14 protein-coding genes and 1 pseudogene are annotated in these 16450 nt (G+C 68.9%); 10 read left to right on the top strand and 5 right to left on the bottom strand.

Annotated features, from left to right (window positions below; translation table 11 throughout):
- Nucleotides 1-107 precede the first annotated feature (107 nt).
- Genes R6V09_RS10565 through R6V09_RS10575 form a run of 3 tightly spaced genes read right to left on the bottom strand, consistent with a single transcriptional unit; the run spans nucleotide 108 to nucleotide 3306 of the window.
- Nucleotides 108-989 (bottom strand): carbohydrate ABC transporter permease, encoded by an 882-nt coding sequence (locus tag R6V09_RS10565; RefSeq protein ID WP_317881104.1) that lies wholly within the window; start codon nucleotides 987-989, stop codon nucleotides 108-110.
- Nucleotides 986-1975: a carbohydrate ABC transporter permease gene (locus tag R6V09_RS10570; protein WP_317881105.1), complete on the bottom strand. Its 990-nt coding sequence runs from the start codon at nucleotides 1973-1975 to the stop codon at nucleotides 986-988. The genes R6V09_RS10565 and R6V09_RS10570 overlap by 4 nt, the downstream gene beginning before the upstream one ends.
- Nucleotides 1972-3306 (bottom strand): ABC transporter substrate-binding protein, encoded by a 1335-nt coding sequence (locus R6V09_RS10575; protein ID WP_317881106.1) that lies wholly within the window; start codon nucleotides 3304-3306, stop codon nucleotides 1972-1974. Before R6V09_RS10575 ends, R6V09_RS10570 begins: the two co-directional genes overlap by 4 nt.
- 177 nt (nucleotides 3307-3483) lie before the next feature.
- Here R6V09_RS10575 and R6V09_RS10580 point away from each other — a divergent pair, with 177 nt between their 5' ends.
- The 8 genes from R6V09_RS10580 to R6V09_RS10615 all read left to right on the top strand — a co-directional run bounded on the left by R6V09_RS10580 (nucleotide 3484) and on the right by R6V09_RS10615 (nucleotide 11899).
- On the top strand, nucleotides 3484-5484 hold the full coding sequence (locus R6V09_RS10580; RefSeq protein ID WP_317881107.1) for a beta-galactosidase: 2001 nt from the start codon (nucleotides 3484-3486) through the stop codon (nucleotides 5482-5484).
- A gap of 57 nt (nucleotides 5485-5541) precedes the next feature.
- Nucleotides 5542-6684: a glycoside hydrolase family 53 protein gene (locus R6V09_RS10585; protein WP_317881108.1), complete on the top strand. Its 1143-nt coding sequence runs from the start codon at nucleotides 5542-5544 to the stop codon at nucleotides 6682-6684.
- 55 nt (nucleotides 6685-6739) lie between these two features.
- Nucleotides 6740-7681 carry a helix-turn-helix domain-containing protein gene (locus tag R6V09_RS10590; protein WP_442810013.1) on the top strand — a complete coding sequence of 314 codons (942 nt, stop codon included), beginning with the start codon at nucleotides 6740-6742 and terminating at the stop codon, nucleotides 7679-7681.
- The gene (locus R6V09_RS10595) at nucleotides 7678-7887 is read left to right on the top strand and encodes a DUF397 domain-containing protein (protein WP_317881110.1); all 210 of its coding nucleotides are present in this window, start codon (nucleotides 7678-7680) and stop codon (nucleotides 7885-7887) included. Before R6V09_RS10590 ends, R6V09_RS10595 begins: the two co-directional genes overlap by 4 nt.
- Nucleotides 7884-8096 carry a DUF397 domain-containing protein gene (locus tag R6V09_RS10600; RefSeq protein ID WP_317881111.1) on the top strand — a complete coding sequence of 71 codons (213 nt, stop codon included), beginning with the start codon at nucleotides 7884-7886 and terminating at the stop codon, nucleotides 8094-8096. The genes R6V09_RS10595 and R6V09_RS10600 overlap by 4 nt, the downstream gene beginning before the upstream one ends.
- A 398-nt stretch (nucleotides 8097-8494) precedes the next feature.
- A complete protein-coding gene (locus tag R6V09_RS10605; RefSeq protein WP_317881112.1) occupies nucleotides 8495-10291 on the top strand; it encodes a protein kinase domain-containing protein in 1797 nt (598 codons plus the stop codon).
- Nucleotide 10292: 1 nt separating this feature from the next.
- On the top strand, nucleotides 10293-11204 hold the full coding sequence (locus R6V09_RS10610; protein WP_317881113.1) for a helix-turn-helix transcriptional regulator: 912 nt from the start codon (nucleotides 10293-10295) through the stop codon (nucleotides 11202-11204).
- A gap of 278 nt (nucleotides 11205-11482) precedes the next feature.
- Nucleotides 11483-11899 carry a hypothetical protein gene (locus R6V09_RS10615; protein ID WP_317881114.1) on the top strand — a complete coding sequence of 139 codons (417 nt, stop codon included), beginning with the start codon at nucleotides 11483-11485 and terminating at the stop codon, nucleotides 11897-11899.
- A gap of 42 nt (nucleotides 11900-11941) precedes the next feature.
- Here the strand turns inward: R6V09_RS10615 and R6V09_RS10620 are convergent, their stop codons facing one another.
- Both R6V09_RS10620 and R6V09_RS10625 read right to left on the bottom strand, forming a co-directional pair.
- Nucleotides 11942-13168, bottom strand: a complete 1227-nt coding sequence (locus R6V09_RS10620) for an FAD-dependent oxidoreductase (protein WP_317881115.1) — start codon at nucleotides 13166-13168, stop codon at nucleotides 11942-11944.
- A gap of 122 nt (nucleotides 13169-13290) precedes the next feature.
- On the bottom strand, nucleotides 13291-14562 hold the full coding sequence (locus R6V09_RS10625) for a carboxylate--amine ligase (RefSeq protein ID WP_317881116.1): 1272 nt from the start codon (nucleotides 14560-14562) through the stop codon (nucleotides 13291-13293).
- Nucleotides 14563-14759: 197 nt separating this feature from the next.
- Here R6V09_RS10625 and fahA point away from each other — a divergent pair, with 197 nt between their 5' ends.
- Both fahA and R6V09_RS10635 read left to right on the top strand, forming a co-directional pair.
- A complete protein-coding gene (gene fahA, locus R6V09_RS10630; RefSeq protein WP_317881117.1) occupies nucleotides 14760-15974 on the top strand; it encodes a fumarylacetoacetase in 1215 nt (404 codons plus the stop codon).
- A gap of 174 nt (nucleotides 15975-16148) precedes the next feature.
- Nucleotides 16149-16450: pseudogene (locus R6V09_RS10635) on the top strand (M56 family peptidase); the annotation flags it as partial.

The raw sequence follows: 16450 nt of genomic DNA on the forward strand, positions 1-16450 counted from the left end.
GTCAGCGGCGGTTCGGCCACGCCCCGAAGGGGCGCGGGGAACTGCGCGACCAGCCACGACGGCGCCGAGGACGAGCGACGGCCATCACGCCGTTTCCAGCGGAGCGCTCACGCCTTGACCGATCCGCTCAGCAGGTCCAGGGACCAGAAGCGCTGGATCACCAGGAAGAGCGCGATCAGCGGCAGGATCGCGAGGAAGCAGCCCATGATGACCAGGGTGTAGAGCGCCGGTTGGGAGGCGCCCTGGGTCAGCAGGGTGTAAAGGCCCAGCGTGATCGGGAACTTGGTGTCGTCCGCGAGCATCACGTACGGCAACAGGAAGTTGTTCCAGATGCCGACGAACTGGAACAGGAACACCGTGATGAGCCCCGGCATCATCATCGGTACGGCGATCCGCGAGAAGATCCGCCACTCGCTCGCACCGTCCATGCGGGCGGCTTCGAGGAGTTCGGCGGGAACGGCGGCAGCCGCGTAGATACGGACGAGGTAGACGCCGTAGGGGGAGAGGATCGACGGCAGGAGCATCGACCAGTAGGAGTCGGCCAGGCCCAGCTTCGAGAGGAGCAGGTACTGCGGGACCGTCAGGACGATGCTCGGGACGAGGACGCCGGCCAGCATCAGCTTGAAGATGAACTCCCGGCCCTTGAAGGCGAATCGGCCCAGTGCGTAGCCGCCGCCGGCCGAGACCGCGGCGGAGAGCAGGGCGCCGCCGCCCGCGTAGAGGAGGGAGTTGGCCATCCACTGCCAGTAGATGCCGTCCCGGTAGGAGCTCAACTCCTTGAAGTTGGCGGCGAATCCGGTGCCGGGCGCGAAGGTGAACGTGGAGAACAGTTCGCTACGGCCCTTGCTCGCCGCGATGACGACCCAGACCACGGGGATCAGGCAGTAGAGCGAGCCGAGGATCAGGACGAGGGTTGGTACCCACGCGGTGCGCTTCGGCTTGGTGAGGCCCGGGCGGGCGTCGGTGGCGGTGAGGGTGAGAGGGGTCATGCCCGGTCCTCCCGGGTGTAGCGGTCGGAGACGCGCAGCAGCGTGAAGGAGAGCGCGAAGGTCGCGAGGGCCAGCACCACGGCGGTGGCGGAGGCGCCGTAGATGTCCGACCTGAAGAAGGCGGCGTCGTAGATGGCCATCAGCGGACTCCAGGAACCGGAGAGGCCGTTGGTCAGCGGCTTGAGGGCCATGGGCTCGGTGAAGACCTGGAGCGTGGCGATGACCGAGAAGAAGAACGTGAGCACCAGCGACGGCATCACGATCGGGATCTTGATCCGCAGGGCGATCTTCAGGTCGGAGGCGCCGTCGATCTTCGCGGCCTCGTAGATCTCCTGCGGGATCGCGCGCAGGGCGGTGTAGATGACGATCATGTTGAAGCCGGTGCCGCCCCACACCGCGATGTTCGCGAAGGAGAGGTACAGGTTGCCGCCGTCGAACAGGTCGGGCTGCGGGAGGTTGAACTCGCGCAGCAGGTAGTAGAAGGGGCTGACCGTCGGGAGGTACAGGAAGCCCCACATCAGGGCGGCGATGATGCCGGGGACGGCGTACGGCAGGAAGATCGCGAGGCGGGCGAACTTGGCGCTGCGCGCCTGCGGGGTGTCCAGCATCAGCGCGAAGACGAGCGCCAGACCGAGCATCGTGGGGATGACGATCAGGCCGTAGCCGAAGGCGCGCAGGACGCTGTGGCCGAACTCGGAGTCGTGCAGGACGTCGGTGTAGTTGCCGATGCCGTTCCACACCTGCTCGCGGGCGCCCTTGCCGAGGCCGATGCCCTTGACCTGGACCTTGTGGAGGCTGAGCCACACCGCGTATCCGATCGGTACGACGGTGAAGGCGGCGAACAGGAGCAGGGCCGGTACGAGGAACCAGTACGGCGCGCTGCGGCCACGGCGACGGAGGCGGCGGGGGCGGACGGAGGTGGCGGTGCCGTCCGCCAAGGGCCCGGCCGTCGTCCGGTCGGAGCCCTTGAGCGGAGTGGCGGTCATGCCTCGGTCACCTTGAAGCCCTGCTTCTTCATGTCGGTGAAGGTCGCCGACTGCATGGTGGCGAGCGCGGTGTCGAACTGGGCGGACTTCTTCGCCTTGCTGGCCTTGCCGAACGCGTCGCTGAAGGTGTCGTAGGCGACCTGGACGTTCGGGCCCCAGGCGGAGGCGGCCGTGGTCGCGGCGATCTTCGCGGCCGTGTCGTAGAAGTCGGTCTGGTTCGGGAAGAACGCGGGGGCCGTCAGCACCGAGCCGGACTGGCCCTTGGTGGCCGCCGGGTAGATGGAGACCTCCTTGACCAGGGCGGCCAGCGCCTCCGCGTCGGTGTTCAGCCAGGTCGCGAACTTGGCCGCGGCCTCGGCGTGCTTGGAGTCGGTGGAGACGCCGGTGGAGGAACCGCCCCAGCTGCCGGTGACGTCCTCGCCCGCGCTCCACTGCGGCAGCGGCGCCATCCGCCACTTGCCCTTGGTGTCGGTGGCCGAGCTGATCAGCACGCCGGGCGCCCACACGGCGGAGACCCAGCCGAGGTGTGTGCCCTTGTTCAGCGCGCTGCTCCAAGCCGGCGTGTACATCGGCTGGTTGTCGATCGCGCCGTCCTGGACGAGCCCGCCCCAGAAGTCGGTGACCTTCTTCGTCGCCGCGTCGTCGATGCCGACGGTCCACTTGCCGCCGTCGCCCACGGTCCACCACTTGGCGCCGGCCTGCTGCGCCAACCCGGCGAACAATCCAGGGTCGTTGGCGGAGAACGTCGTCAAGTAGGCGTCCGGGACTGCCTTCTTGGCGGCGCGAGCGGTCTTGGCGAAGTCGTCCCAGGTGGTGGGGACGGTCAGGTTGTGCTGCTTGAACAGGTCCTCGCGGTAGAAGAACATCAGCGGCCCGGAGTCCTGCGGTATCGCGTAGACCGCGTCGGTGCCGAGCGTGACCATGCCCCAAAGGCCTTCGGCGAACTCGGACTTGGCGGACTTCGCGTACTTCGAGATGTCGGCGAGGACGTCGTTCGAGACCAGCGTCGGCAGCGACTGGTACTCGACCTGGATCAGGTCGGGGGCGTTGCCCGCCTTCTTCGCGGTGATCAGCTTGGAGACGATATCCTTGCCGGCCGCCTGCTTGGAGACGGTGACCGTGATGTCCGGGTTCTTCTTGTTCCAGATCGCGGCGACCTTGTCCATGTTCGGCGCCCAGGCCCAGTAGGTCAGCTTGACGGGCCCGCTGCTCTTGCCGGAGTCGTCGTCGGAACCGCCGCAGGCGGCGAGGGTGCCGGTGAGGCCGACAGCTGCTGCCCCGGCAAGGATGCTGCGCCTGCTGAACTGGTGGCGGTGGATCGACATCTTCATCTCCCCTGACTGAGTGCGAGCCTGTCCACGGCTCTGTGACCGTGCACAGTAGAGAATTGTTTCGGACCCTTGTCAATGGGTGTCGCCTGGGGTTACCTACTTGTTGCTGATGGGTGCGACCCGCGAGCACCTATGTGCACGATCACAGAAATAGCCATCAACTTCGGGAGCGAACATATGCCGTCCCCCGCCCCGCACGACCGTCTGCCGCTCGCCTTCGGAGGTGACTACAACCCCGAGCAGTGGCCGCAGGAGGTCTGGGAGGAGGACGTACGGCTGATGCGGGAGGCCGGTGTCACGACCGTCTCCCTCGGCGTCTTCTCCTGGGCCAGGATGGAGCCGCGGCCGGGCGAGTACGACTGGGAGTGGCTGGACACGGTGATCGGCCTGCTGCACGCGGCGGGCATCGCGGTGAACCTCGGCACGCCCACGGTGGTGCCGCCGGCGTGGTTCTACCGCGCGCACCCTTCCGCGCTGCCGGTGACGCGTGAGGGCGTGCGCCTCGCCTTCGGCTCACGGGGCGCGATCTGCCACTCCAACGCCGACTACCGTTCGGCGGCGGCCACGATCACGACGGCGCTCGCCGAGCGCTACGGCAGCCACCCCGCGGTCGTGCTGTGGCACGTCCACAACGAGTACGGCGCCCCCGTCCTCGCCTGCTACTGCGCTGTCTGCGCGGCGGCTTTCCGGGAGTGGTTGCGTGAGCGCTACGACACCCTCGACGCCCTCAACCGGGCCTGGGGAACGGCCTTTTGGGGCCAGCAGTACGGCGACTGGGAGGAGATCACTCCGCCCCGCGCGACCCCGTCCGTATGCAATCCCACCCAGCAACTCGACTACCACCGCTTCGCCGACGCGCAGGCCCGCGCCAACTTCTGTGCCGAGCGGGACATCCTGCACCGCCTCTCCCCCGGCGTCCCCGTCACCACCAACTTCATGGTCGCGCCGAGCCAGGGCCAGACCGTCGACTACTGGGCCTGGGCCGAGGAGGTCGACCTCGTCACCAACGACCACTACCTGATGACCGACGGCCGCCGCACGCATGTGAACCTGGCGCTGGCGGCGGACCTGACCCGCTCGGTCGCGGGCGGGGGTCCGTGGCTGCTGCTGGAGCACGCCACGTCCGGGGTCAACTGGCAGCCGTACAACCCGGCCAAACGCCCCGGTGAGATGGCCCGCAACTCACTCGGGCACGTGGCGCGCGGCTCCGAGGGCGCGATGTTCTTCCAGTGGCGGCAGTCGCAGTCCGGCGCGGAGAAGTTCCACACCGCGATGCTGGCGAACTCCGGTACCGACAACCGGGGTTGGCGCGAGGTCACGGACCTCGGCCGACGCGTCGCCGGCCTCGCCGATCTGCGGGGCACGCGGACCCGGGGTGACGTGGCGATGGTCTGGTCGTGGGACTCGTGGTGGGCGCAGAGCCTGGAGTGGAGGCCGAGCCAGGACTTGGACGCGCGCGAACGGTTGGACTCTTTCTACGAGGCGCTCTACGACCGGCACTTGACGGTGGACTTCCTGCCGCCGACGGGGCTGGCCGACCTGGACCCGGCGCGGTATCCGCTGCTGGTGGTACCGCAGTTGTACTCCGCTCCGGTCGGGGTGGGCGCCGACCTGGAACGGTATGTGTCGCGGGGCGGGACTCTGCTGGTCTCCTTCTTCTCCGGGATCGTCGACGAGAACGACACGTTGCATCCGGGCGCGTATCCCGGGGCGCTGCGGGACGTACTCGGCCTGACCGTCGAGGAGTTCGACCCGTTGCTGCCGGGTGAGGTGGTGTCGGTTCGGGGGACGGACGGCGCGCTGTACGAGGCGGATCTGTGGTCGGAGGTCGTGATCCCGGGTGCGGGCTGCGAGACGGTCGCGGTCTTCGCGGACGGTCGTACGGCGGGAGGTGCGGCGCTGACGCGGCACGCGGTGGGGTCGGGGGCGGCCTGGTACCTGGCGACCCGACTGAACGGCGCCGACCTGGCCGCCGTGGTGGACCTCGCCCTCGCGGACGCGGGCATCACGCCGGTCGATCTGCCTCGCGATGTCGAACTCGTCGTACGGGAGGGCGAGTCGGGGACGTTCCGCTTCGCGGTGAACCACACCGGGAGCGAGGTGAAGGTGGTGCTGCCGGACGGGAGCCGGGCGGCGGTGCCGGCGGGCGGGGTGGAGGTTTTCCGGGACCCGCGCTGACCTCCGCTCCACTCAACTTGCTTGTTTCTTTGGCTACTTACTGAAGGGAACTTCGTGATGCGCAGACGCAGTGTTCTTACGGCGGCGGGTGCGGCGGCACTTTCGATCCCGGTGCTGGCGGCAGCGCCGGCGGTCGCCGCGGACCGGCGCCGGTTGGAGATCCGGGGCATGGACATCTCGTCGTTGCCGAAGGACGAGGCGTACGGCGCGGTGTACCGCCGTGCGGACGGCCGCCGGGACGACCCGATCCGCATCCTGGCCGACGCGGGTGTCACCCACGCCCGCCTCAAGGTCTGGGTCAACCCGGCCGACGGCTACAACAACAAGCAGCACATCCTCCCGCTGGCCAAGCGGCTGCGCCGGGCCGGGATCGGCATCTGGGTCGACTTCCACTACTCCGACACGTGGGCGGACCCGGCCCACCAGACCAAGCCGGCGGCCTGGGCGGACCTGGATGTGGCGGGCCTGACGAGGGCGGTCTACGACCACACCGCCGACGTGCTGGGCGCGTTGCGCCGCCAGGGCACCCCGGCCGACCTGGTCCAGATCGGCAACGAGATCAACGGCGGCCTGCTCTGGCCCACCGGCAAGAACTGGGGTGACGACGGCGGGGGTTGGGGCAACCTGACGACGTTCCTGAAGGCGGGCCTGAACGCCGCGCACGACACGACCCCGCGTATCCGCACGATGCTCCACATCGCCTCGGGCGGCGACAACGGTACGTCGCGCTGGTGGTACGACAACGTGGTCGCCGACGGCGTCGACTTCGACATCATCGCCCAGTCGTACTACCCGTTCTGGCACGGCGCCCCGGCGGCAGCGGCGGCCAACTTGGCGGATCTGGCGGCGCGTTACGACAAGCCGGTGCTGATCGCGGAGACGGCGTATCCGTTCACGCTGGAGAGCGAGGACGCGACGAACGACATCATGTACGACCCCTCGCAGCTGACGGAGGGGTATCCGGCGACGCCGGCGGGACAGGCGGCGTGGCTGCGCACGGTAGCGGACCTGATGGCGAACGTCCCCGGCAACAAGGGCCTGGGTTACTGCTACTGGGAGGGCGTCTGGACGTACCGGGCCGGTGACGGCTGGGACCCGACGGACCCGACGTCGGGCAACGCGTGGGAGAACCTGGCGCTGTTCGACTTCCAGGACAGGGCGTTGCCGGGGCTGAAGACGCTGGGCCGCTACCGGTCGTAACGCCCGCGAGTGACGAGTCCAACCCGTACGGTGACTGTCCGGTGCTTGTCCAGTGATGTCCGGGCTGTCGACAGGGGCCGTACGGGTAGGGGGCGTTGCGGCACGGCCGTACGACGGAGGGGCGAGCGTGGACAGGGAACCGGAGCAGCTCAACAGCGAGGCGGACGAACCGGGTTGGGAGGTCGACCCGGACGACGAGTGGGGGTTGGCGGTCCTCGCGACGGTCGGGCGGCAGTTGAGGCTGCGGCGCGAGGCGGCGGGGATGCGGGTCCCGGACTTCGCGGTGGTGGTGGGGTACGGAGAGGACCTGGTCTACAAGATCGAGGGCGGGAAGCGGATTCCTCGGCCCGAGTATCTGGACAAGGCGGAGGAGGTGTTGAGGGCGGACGGGCTGATCTCCGCGATGAAGGAGGACGTGGCGAGGGTCCGGTACCCGAAGACGATTCGCGCGCTGGCGAAGCTGGAGGCAAAGGCGGTCGAGCTGCTCTCGTACGGCAATCACAATCTGCACGGCCTGCTCCAGACAGAGGAGTTCGCCCGGGCGCTGCTGAGGACTCGGCGGCCCTCGCTGGCGGAGGGGGAGTTGGAGCAGGCGGTGGCCGCGCGCATGGCCCGGCAGGCGATCTACCAGCGCTCGCCTGCGCCTGAACTCAGTTTCGTCCTGGAAGAGGTGACGTTGCGGCGCCCGGTCGGCGGGAAGACGGTGCACCGCAAGCAGCTCGAACGCGTCCTGGAACTGGCACAGTTGCAGAGTGTCAAAATTCAGGTGATGCCGATGGACCGTTGGGACCACCCTGGTATCGGAGGACGGATCCAGGTGCTGAAGTTCGGAGACGGCACGGCGGTCGGGCGCATGGACGACGAGTTCAACGGCCGTCCCGTATCCGAACCGAAACAGCTGCGGATCCTCGAACTGAGCTATGGGATCATCCGGGCGGAGGCCATGACCGCTCGGGAGTCCACGACCTTCATCGAGCAACTGCTGGGAGAGACATGATCCGCAACGCCCCCGCCGGAGACGCTTTCGAGCTGGTGTGGTTCAAGAGCAGCTACAGCGACAGCAACAACCCGAACGACTGCGTCGAGGTAGCCACTGCCCCCGGCACTATGCACGTCCGCGACTCCAAGCACACCCAGGGCCCCCGATTCGCCGTCACGGCGGCTGCCTGGACGGAATTCCTACAACTGGTGGAGGAAGCATGATCCGCAAGTCCCCGCCTAAGGACGCCTCCGAACTGGCGTGGTTCAAGAGCAGCTACAGCGACTCCAGCAACCCGAACGACTGCGTCGAGGTGGCCACCACCCCCGCCACCATCCACATCCGCGACTCCAAGCACAACACCCAGGGCCCCCGCCTCACCTTCACCCCCACCACCTGGACCGACTTCATCCCCTACGCCTCGAACAACTAGCCCCGCCCTTGGAGTTGGTTGGAGCGATGCCGTGGGTAGTACTGCTGTCCCTACCCTGCCCCCTAGGCCGCTGCCGCCCCCGTAGAGGATGATCGGCACGCGAAGGGCCCGGCGAGTTCGTCGACCACGGTCGTCGGATCCTCATGACGTGAGACGGCGGCGCCGCCCCGCTCGCGGCCGGGCCCTGCTCCTCATGGAACCGGCCAACAGCCCTGGAGTCGCCCCGCGCGCGACAACCGGGCCCGGCGCGCCGTAGAAAGCGGCTGCTTCCGGGCCCTTCGCTGCCAAAATGCTCCTCAACTAGCCGTAGGCGAAGGGCCGTTGGGCGTGCGGCCGGCCGGAGGAACCCGTGGCGCCGTCGGCCGGATCGGTCCTGAAGCAGAGAAAAGGAACCCACGGTGTCCGACGAAGGACGGCTGATCGCCGGCCGATACCTCATCCTCGACCGCATCGGCCGGGGCGGCATGGCCACCGTCTGGCGCGCCCACGACGAACTCCTCGGCCGCCAGGTCGCCGTGAAGAAGCTCCACTCCCAGCCCCAACTCGACGACGCCGAACTCGCCACCCTCTTCGAACGCGCCCGGCGCGAGGCGCACAGCGCCGCCCGGATCAGCCACCCGAACGTCGTTGTCGTCCACGACGTCGTGGACGACGAGGGCCGGCCCACCATCGTGATGGAGTACGTGCGCTCCACCACCCTCGCCGACCGGATCAAGGCGTACGGCACGGTCCCGCTCGACGAGGTCGCCCGGATCGGCCGGGGCGTGATCGCCGCGTTACGGGCCGCGCACCGGGCAGGGGTCCTGCACCGGGACGTGAAACCGGCCAACGTGCTGCTCGCCGAGGACGGCCGCGTGGTCCTCACCGACTTCGGCATCGCCCAGGCCGTCGAGACCTCGGCGCTCACCCGCACCGGCCAGTTGGTGGGATCGGTCGACTTCATGGCCCCCGAGCGACTGGTCGGCGCCAAACCGGGTCCGGAGGCCGACCTGTGGGCACTGGGCGCAACGCTCTTCGAAGCGGTCGAGGGCCGCTCACCGTTCCTCCGGGAAACGGTGGCCCAGACGATGTACGCCATCGCCATGGAACCGGCCCCCGAAGTGCGCGGTGCCGGACCACTCACCCCGCTGATCCAGGGCCTGCTCGTGGCCAAACCGGCCGACCGGCTGTCGGCCGAGGACGCCGAACGCATGCTGCGAAGACCGGCAGGCGCAGCGGGGTCCTCTGTTGTTCCACCCGCCGCCCACCCAATGGCCGTGGCCGACGACTCTCCCGCTCCGGCTCCGGCTCCGGCCGCGAACCCAGTGCCCGAGTCCGCATCACCATCACCATCGGCATCGGCATCGGCATCGGCATCGGCATCGGCATCGGGATCGGGATTCAACTCGGACAACGGAACCGACGAGGCCCCCGCAGCCGAGCCACCCGTAGAACCTCCGCAGCCCGATACGACCGACCAACAGGCGCACCGGCCCTCAGGCCGTTCGAAGAAGCCGGTCGTGCTCGCCGCAGCCGTCGCCACGGCGCTGTTGATCACAATCGCCGTACTGCTGGCCAACCTGCCAACGGGGAAGAGCAGCGTCAGCGCCACCGCGTCGGACGGCCCGCTCCCGGCCGACAACCCCACCCAGCAGTCCACGGGCACATCCGCACCCACGGCCACCTCCCCCAAGGCGTCCCACTCGGCGAGTTCCGGCGCCAAGTCACCGACGCCGCACACCTCTTCGAAGCCGACGTCCAAAACCGTGCAGGAGGACTCCGAGCCGGAGTCCGGAGGCAATGCCGGATCCGAGGAAAGCGGATCCGGCGCGACGGTCGACCCGGCCGTCGGCCACGCCCTGGTGGTCCCCGCCACGCAGAAGTGCCTGAGCAGCGGCGCCGGGACCGAGGGAATCCAGTTGGTCCATGTCGCCTGCGACGGCTCCGCGGCACAGCGCTGGCAGACCGGATCGGGGGGCACCTTCCGCTCCTTGGGGAAATGCATGACCGTGGCCGGCGGAGCGAGCGACGACCGGACCGAGATCCAACTGAGCGCGTGCAGCGGCAGCTCCAGCCAGCAATTCCACTTCTCCGGTACGGAACTGGTGGCCGACCAGTCACAGAAATGCGTCACCGTTTTCGGAGGCACGAGCGGCACGGTGGTGGTCCTGTGGGAATGCAACGCCTGGGACAACCAGACGTGGACCTTCCAGTGACATGGCCGACATGCCGGCGATGAACCACTTCGGCATGACTCTGCGCGGCTGGCGTGAGCGCATGTCACCGCAGGACAGCGGGCTGACGGTGGGCGGGGAACGGCGCATCTCCGGACTGCGCCGCGAAGAGCTGGCCGGTCTGGCAGGCATATCGGTCGACTACGTGATGCTGCTGGAGCAGGGCCGTGCTCGCAATCCGTCGGTCCAAGTGGTCACCGCTCTGGCCAGAGCACTGCGTCTCGACCCGTCCGAGCGTGACCATCTGTTTCGCTGCGCCGGCCTCGTACCACCCTCGGTGGGGAAGGTCTCCAGGGAGATACCCCTGAGTGCGCGGCGACTTGTACGGCAGTTGGGAGACGTTCCCGCCGCGGTCTTCGCCGCCGACTGGACCATCCTCGGTTGGAACAGGATGTGGACGGCCGCGATCGGCGATCCCCGTGCGTACGGTTGGGACGAGCGCAGTCTCGTTGCCGGGACGTTCCCGGCGAGCGGCAGCCGAGGACTGGAACCGATTGCGGCATGGCCCATTCGGCCAGGAAAAGGCATCGAAGCGCAGGAGGAGGACCTCGTCGCCGACCTCCGTGTGACGGCCGCCGCCCATCCCCATGACGTACGTCTTGCCTCACTCGTCGAGCGCATACTTCGAAGCAACCCGCGCTTCGCCCGTCTGTGGTCCAACGGCACTGCCGGCCCCTATGCCGGCGACCACGTGACCATCGAGCATCCACTGATGGGTGACATCGCCCTCGACATCGACACCCTGATTCCTGCCGGCACCGACCTCAGGATCCTCACGTGTGCGACTGTGCCCGACACCACCGACGCGGACAAGCTGGCCGCCCTGCGTGCGTCCTGTCCTCCGCCGCGCGACGGACCGACCCACCCCGACTCGGAGACCTCCGATCAGGGCTGAACAGGCTGGCCGGTAGGTCGAGTTGGAAGACCGGCATCGCTTGCAAGACCCTCATCTTTGTCACTGCAGATACGACTTCAGGCAATGCAGTCGCGTGCGGCGGCCAGCATGGGAGCGAAGCCCAGAAAAAGCCGATGGTGCGAGAGAACCGAAAGGCAGCACGCGCGACCGCACGCGCTATACGCCAAAGAGTCAGGCCGGGCAGCGCGTACCAGTAACCGAGAAGCCCGAACCAGGTGCGTCCGCCCAGAACGACCCGTTGAATGCATCATCTCGGCATGTTCACCCCCGAACAACGCGACCGCACCCGCGCCCAACTCCTCGCCCACGCCGAAGCCGACAACTCGATCGTCGGCCTCGCCTTCACCGGCTCGCATGCCACCGGCGACGGCGACCGCTGGTCGGACACGGACATCGTGCTGGCCGTCCGGGGCGAGGTCGCCGAAGCAGTACGCAGGTGGACGGCGTGGATCTACGACGAGTTCGGCGCCCGGGGCCCGCAGTGGCGGACGGTCTTCGGCAGCCCGCAAGCACAGTCACCGTTCGCCCCGCCCGACCGCAACACGGTGATCGGCTTCGCCTGGCACCACGCCCTGCGCGACCAATTGATCACCCTCGCCTGCCTACGACTCGCCCTCCCGACCGCCTACTCGAAGGGCGCCCACCTCCGCCCGATGCTCATGGAGTTGGCGTAACGCATGGGCACAGCCACGCACATCGAGCCGACCGCAGGTCAACTACCCGTGCGCCGCCGCCAGATGCTTCGCCAGCCGCGGTGACGCGAACTCCGTGCCGCACACGAACCGCATCACCGGCCCGTACGACGACGCGGCCGGCAGCCCCGTGAAGTACACCCCCGGCACTGAGGACACGTACCCCGCACCGAGCTTCGGCGTACCCCGGCTCACCGCCAGTTGGGTGCGCAACTCGTGCCCCAGGAAGTCCATCGCCGCGATGTCGACCCGATAGCCCGTCGCCGAGATGACGTGGTCGGCGGCGAGTTGCCCGGTGCCGCCACCGTGCGTGGCGACCGTCAGCTCGGGGGCGCCGGTCGTCGCGTCCGCCGATACGATCCGGTCGACCTCGCTGACCTGCACCTTCCCCTCGAACCGCGCGCGCAGCCACCACGCGCCGAGCGGACCGAGCACCCGGCGGACCAGGTAGTGGCGGGTCTGCTCGGGGAGGTAGCGGTACGGCTGGGGGTAGTAGCTCAGCGCCCACAGCGACCAGGCGCGCCCGAAGGGCGACTCGGGGCGCAGCTTCGGCTGGTCCCAGGGGGCCGCGCCGAACGCGACCCGGCCACGCCCCCGCGAGACGATCCGCACATTCGCGCCCGCCTCCGCCGCCAACACCGCCGTCTCCAGCGCGGACTGGCCGGCGCCGACGACGATCAGTTCCTTGCCCTTGAACCCGCTCAGGTCGTGGTGCTGGGAGCTGTGCGAGACGGGGCCGGTGGATGCGGGTCCGTCGGCCGCCGCTGCCGCCAGCTCCGGCGGGAGGTGGGCCAGGCCGTGGAGCCCGGTCGCGACCACGACCGCCCGGGCCGTGAACAACTCCCCCGAATCCAGCTTGAGTTCGAAGCCACCGCCCTTGTTCCGGTCCCCGTTCCTGTCCACGTTCCGGTCGACGGACACCACCCGTACCCGCTCCAGCTCGGGCACCAGTTTCTGCTGGAACCACTCGCCGTAGCCGATGAAGGTCTCGACGGGGATGATGTCCTCGTCGGTGACCAGGCGGGGGATGCCGGCCGCGTCGCAGTAGTCGACGAGGTTGTGGCCGGGCTGCGGGGCGTCGAAGTTGGAGGCGGCCGGGGTCGACTTCAGGAGCATTCCGGCCGGCATGTGGTCGCGCCAGCTGACCATGGTCTCGCCGAAGACACGGACCGGGATGCCGCGCGCCCGCAGATGCGCGGCGGTGGACAGGCCGAACGGGCCGGCGCCGATGATTGCTACCGGTTGAATCACGAAGTCCCTCCCCAGGACGTCAATTCGCCACTTCGTGCTGGTACTGCCGCCAACCGCTGCCACCAACCACCGCCGCCAACTGCCACTGGCTACTGCCTACTGGCTCTGGCTACTGGCTCTGGCTACTGATGGCCGCTACTGGTGCTGCTGCCGCGCCGGTTGGTGCGCCACAGCTGATAGAGATGCTTCGCGCCCGGCCGCACGAAGCGAGCGAGCATCGTGAAGAACGGCCGCAGGTCGTCACCCGCGAGCCAGGCCAGCTCGGTCCCGCTCGCCTTCGCCGGCGCGTGCGGCGTCGTATAGCCGCTGCGGCGGTAGGCGAGGAGGGCGGGCAGGTCGATGTTCTCCACGATGTACCGGTGGCCGGCGCGCTGTTCCCCCTCCGGGACGGGGCGGCCGGTCAGGTCGAGGTGCATGGCGCGGACGACGTCCACCCCCGACTCGTTCTCGAAGAGCCGGAACTGGGCGCCCATACGGGGGTTGAAGTCGAGCAGTTTGTACTGACCGTCGCGCCGGTCGAAGCGCAGGTCGAGGTCGATGATTCCGGTGAAGCCGATCTGTTTGATGAAACGCGCGGCGAGGTCCGCGAGTTCCGGATTGTCCACTACATACGCATGTGCCGTCATGCCCGCGTGCGGCGGCCAGGAGCGCACCTTGACGCCGGTGAACATGGCGAGCGGGGTGGAGTCCTGGTCGAAGTAGGCGTGCACGATCCAGTCCTCGGCCTCCTCCCTGGGCAGGTACTCCTGGAGGATCACGCCGGGGTGCTCGCCCCAGTCACGGGCGAGCGTGAGCAGTCCCTCGCGGGTGGAGATCTTCGTCGTGCCGCTCACCGCGGGCCGGGAGCGTCGTACGAACGCCTCCCGGTTCTTGGCCACGATCGGGAAGCGGGCCTTCTCCGCGAAGTCGACGATGTCGTCGTACGACTGCGGGAAGGCGGCCGTGGGGCTGGGTATGCCGTGTTCCACGCAGAGTTCGTGCAGCCCCTGCTTGCTGGCGAGGTGGCGCGGCAGCTTCGGATCCACCCGCGGTAAGAGGAAACGGTCGGCGAGCGCGTCCTGGTGCTCGGCGATCAGGACGGCGGCCTCCTCGTCGGTGGGGATGAGGACGGTGGGCCGGCCGATGCGGCGCCCGATGCGCAGCAGTCCCTCCACGAGTCGTCCGGGTTCCTCGGTGCCGGTCGTCGGCCAGACGAACGCGCGCTCCAGATAGCGGGATACCGCGGCCGGCGTGTAACGGTCCTCCGTGATCGCATACATCGGCACGCCGAGACGGCCCAGACTGCGGATCGCGCCCACCCCGCCGTGATGCAGCGGATAGTCGCCGAACTTCACGATCAGGCCCGGCACCTCGCGGTCGGCCTCGAAAGGCACGCTGCTGGCGCGTTTGGCCACGGGTCCCCCCACGTGTCCCCCCTACGGACCGGACCCACCCCGTCCGTGTCCCCCAAAGGACGCTAAGCCGGAATTGCCTCCTCCGACAAGACCTATTCGGACATTGCGAACTCTTTAGACACTGCCGGTCCCTGCAACCCACCCGTAACGTATGGCGCGGCCACATGCGAGTACGTACGAGAGTGAGGCAGCACCCCATGCCCCCCTTCGATCTTCCCGAGGGCGATCCTTTCGGCCCGCACAACCTTCCCTACGGCGTCTTCTCGCCCCTCGGCTCGGACGAACGGACCGTCGGCGTCCGGTTCGGCGACCAGGTGCTCGACGCGGGCGCCGCTGCCGCCGCGCTCGGCTCGCCGTATGTCTCCCTCCTCGCGCACCCCACGCTCAACCCGCTGCTCGCCGCGGGCCGTACGGCCTGGTCGGACGTCCGGCGCGCGCTGACCGCGTGGGTGACGGTGCCGTCCCACCAGGAGACGATCGCCCCCTTCCTCCACCCGCTCTCCGCGGTGACCCTGCACCTCCCCTTCGAGGTCGCGGACTACGTCGACTTCTACGCCTCCGAGAACCACGCCCGGAACGTCGGCCGCATCTTCCGCCCCGACGCGCCCGACTCCCTGACCCCCAACTGGAAGTATCTGCCCATCGGTTACCACGGCCGCTCGGGCACGATCGTGGTCTCGGACACGGAGGTCGTACGCCCGTCCGGGCAACGCAAGTCCCCATCCGACCCGGCGCCCGTCTTCGGCCCGTCGATCCGCCTGGACATCGAGGCGGAGGTCGGCTTCGTGGTCGGGACGCCGTCGCGGATGGGCGAACCGGTGGCGCTCGCCGACTTCCGCGAGCACGTCTTCGGGCTGTGCCTCCTCAACGACTGGTCCGCTCGCGACATCCAGGCCTGGGAGTACGTTCCCCTCGGCCCGTTCCTCGGCAAGTCATTCGCCACCTCGGTGTCGGCGTGGATCACCCCGCTGGACGCGCTGGAGGACGCCCGGATCGCGCCGCCCGAGCGCACCCACGAACTCCTTCCCTATCTGGACGACTCGGCGGAGGAGCCCGGCGGCTACGACCTCCGCATCTCGGTGGCGATCAACGGCCATACGGTGTCCGAGCCGCCGTTCTCCACCATGTACTGGACGGCCGCGCAGCAGCTCGCCCAGATGACGGTCAACGGCGCCTCCCTGCGCACCGGCGACCTGTACGGCTCGGGCACGGTCAGCGGGCCGGCGGAGCGCGAGCGCGGTTCGCTGCTGGAGCTGACCTGGAACGGGCGGGACGTCCTCGAACTCCCGGACGGCAAGCGGACGTTCCTGGAGGACGGGGATGTCGTGACCCTGTCGGCGTGGGCGCCTGGGGCGAACGGCACGCGGGTGGGTCTCGGTGAGGTCACCGGGCGGATCGTGGCGAGGGGCTGAGGCGGGTCGCGGGTGCGCCCGGTGCTCGCCGTACACCTGACTCCGGCCGCCCGGACAGTCATACTGACGGCGGGCGGGCCCACACCTCGTGCGCTCGCCCTCGGGTACAGCCGCACCCGCACCTCCCGTTCTTCCCTCTGTCTGTGCCGTTGACCAGGATCCGGAGCCCGTGGCATGACTGTCTGCCTGCTCCTGCTGAGCGTCGTCGCCCTCTCGGCCGCCGTGCCGGTTCCGCGCGCGCTGACCCGGGCCGTGTGGCCCGAGCGGGAACCCGTGGTCGGCCTGTGGGTGTGGCAGTGCCTGGTCGCGACGGTCCTGCTGTGCTGCCTGGGCGCCCTCGTGCTCGGCGCGGCGGCCGTCTTCCACCCCGTCCGCGACCATGTCTTCGCCCCGGCTCCGCCCGCCGTCACCGCGGCCTACGACCTCTCCGCCGCCCCCGTCTGGGCCGTCGCCCTCACGCTGTCGCTGGCCTGCGG

Source organism: Streptomyces sp. W16 (assembly GCF_033194735.1).
GTDB lineage: Bacteria > Actinomycetota > Actinomycetes > Streptomycetales > Streptomycetaceae > Streptomyces.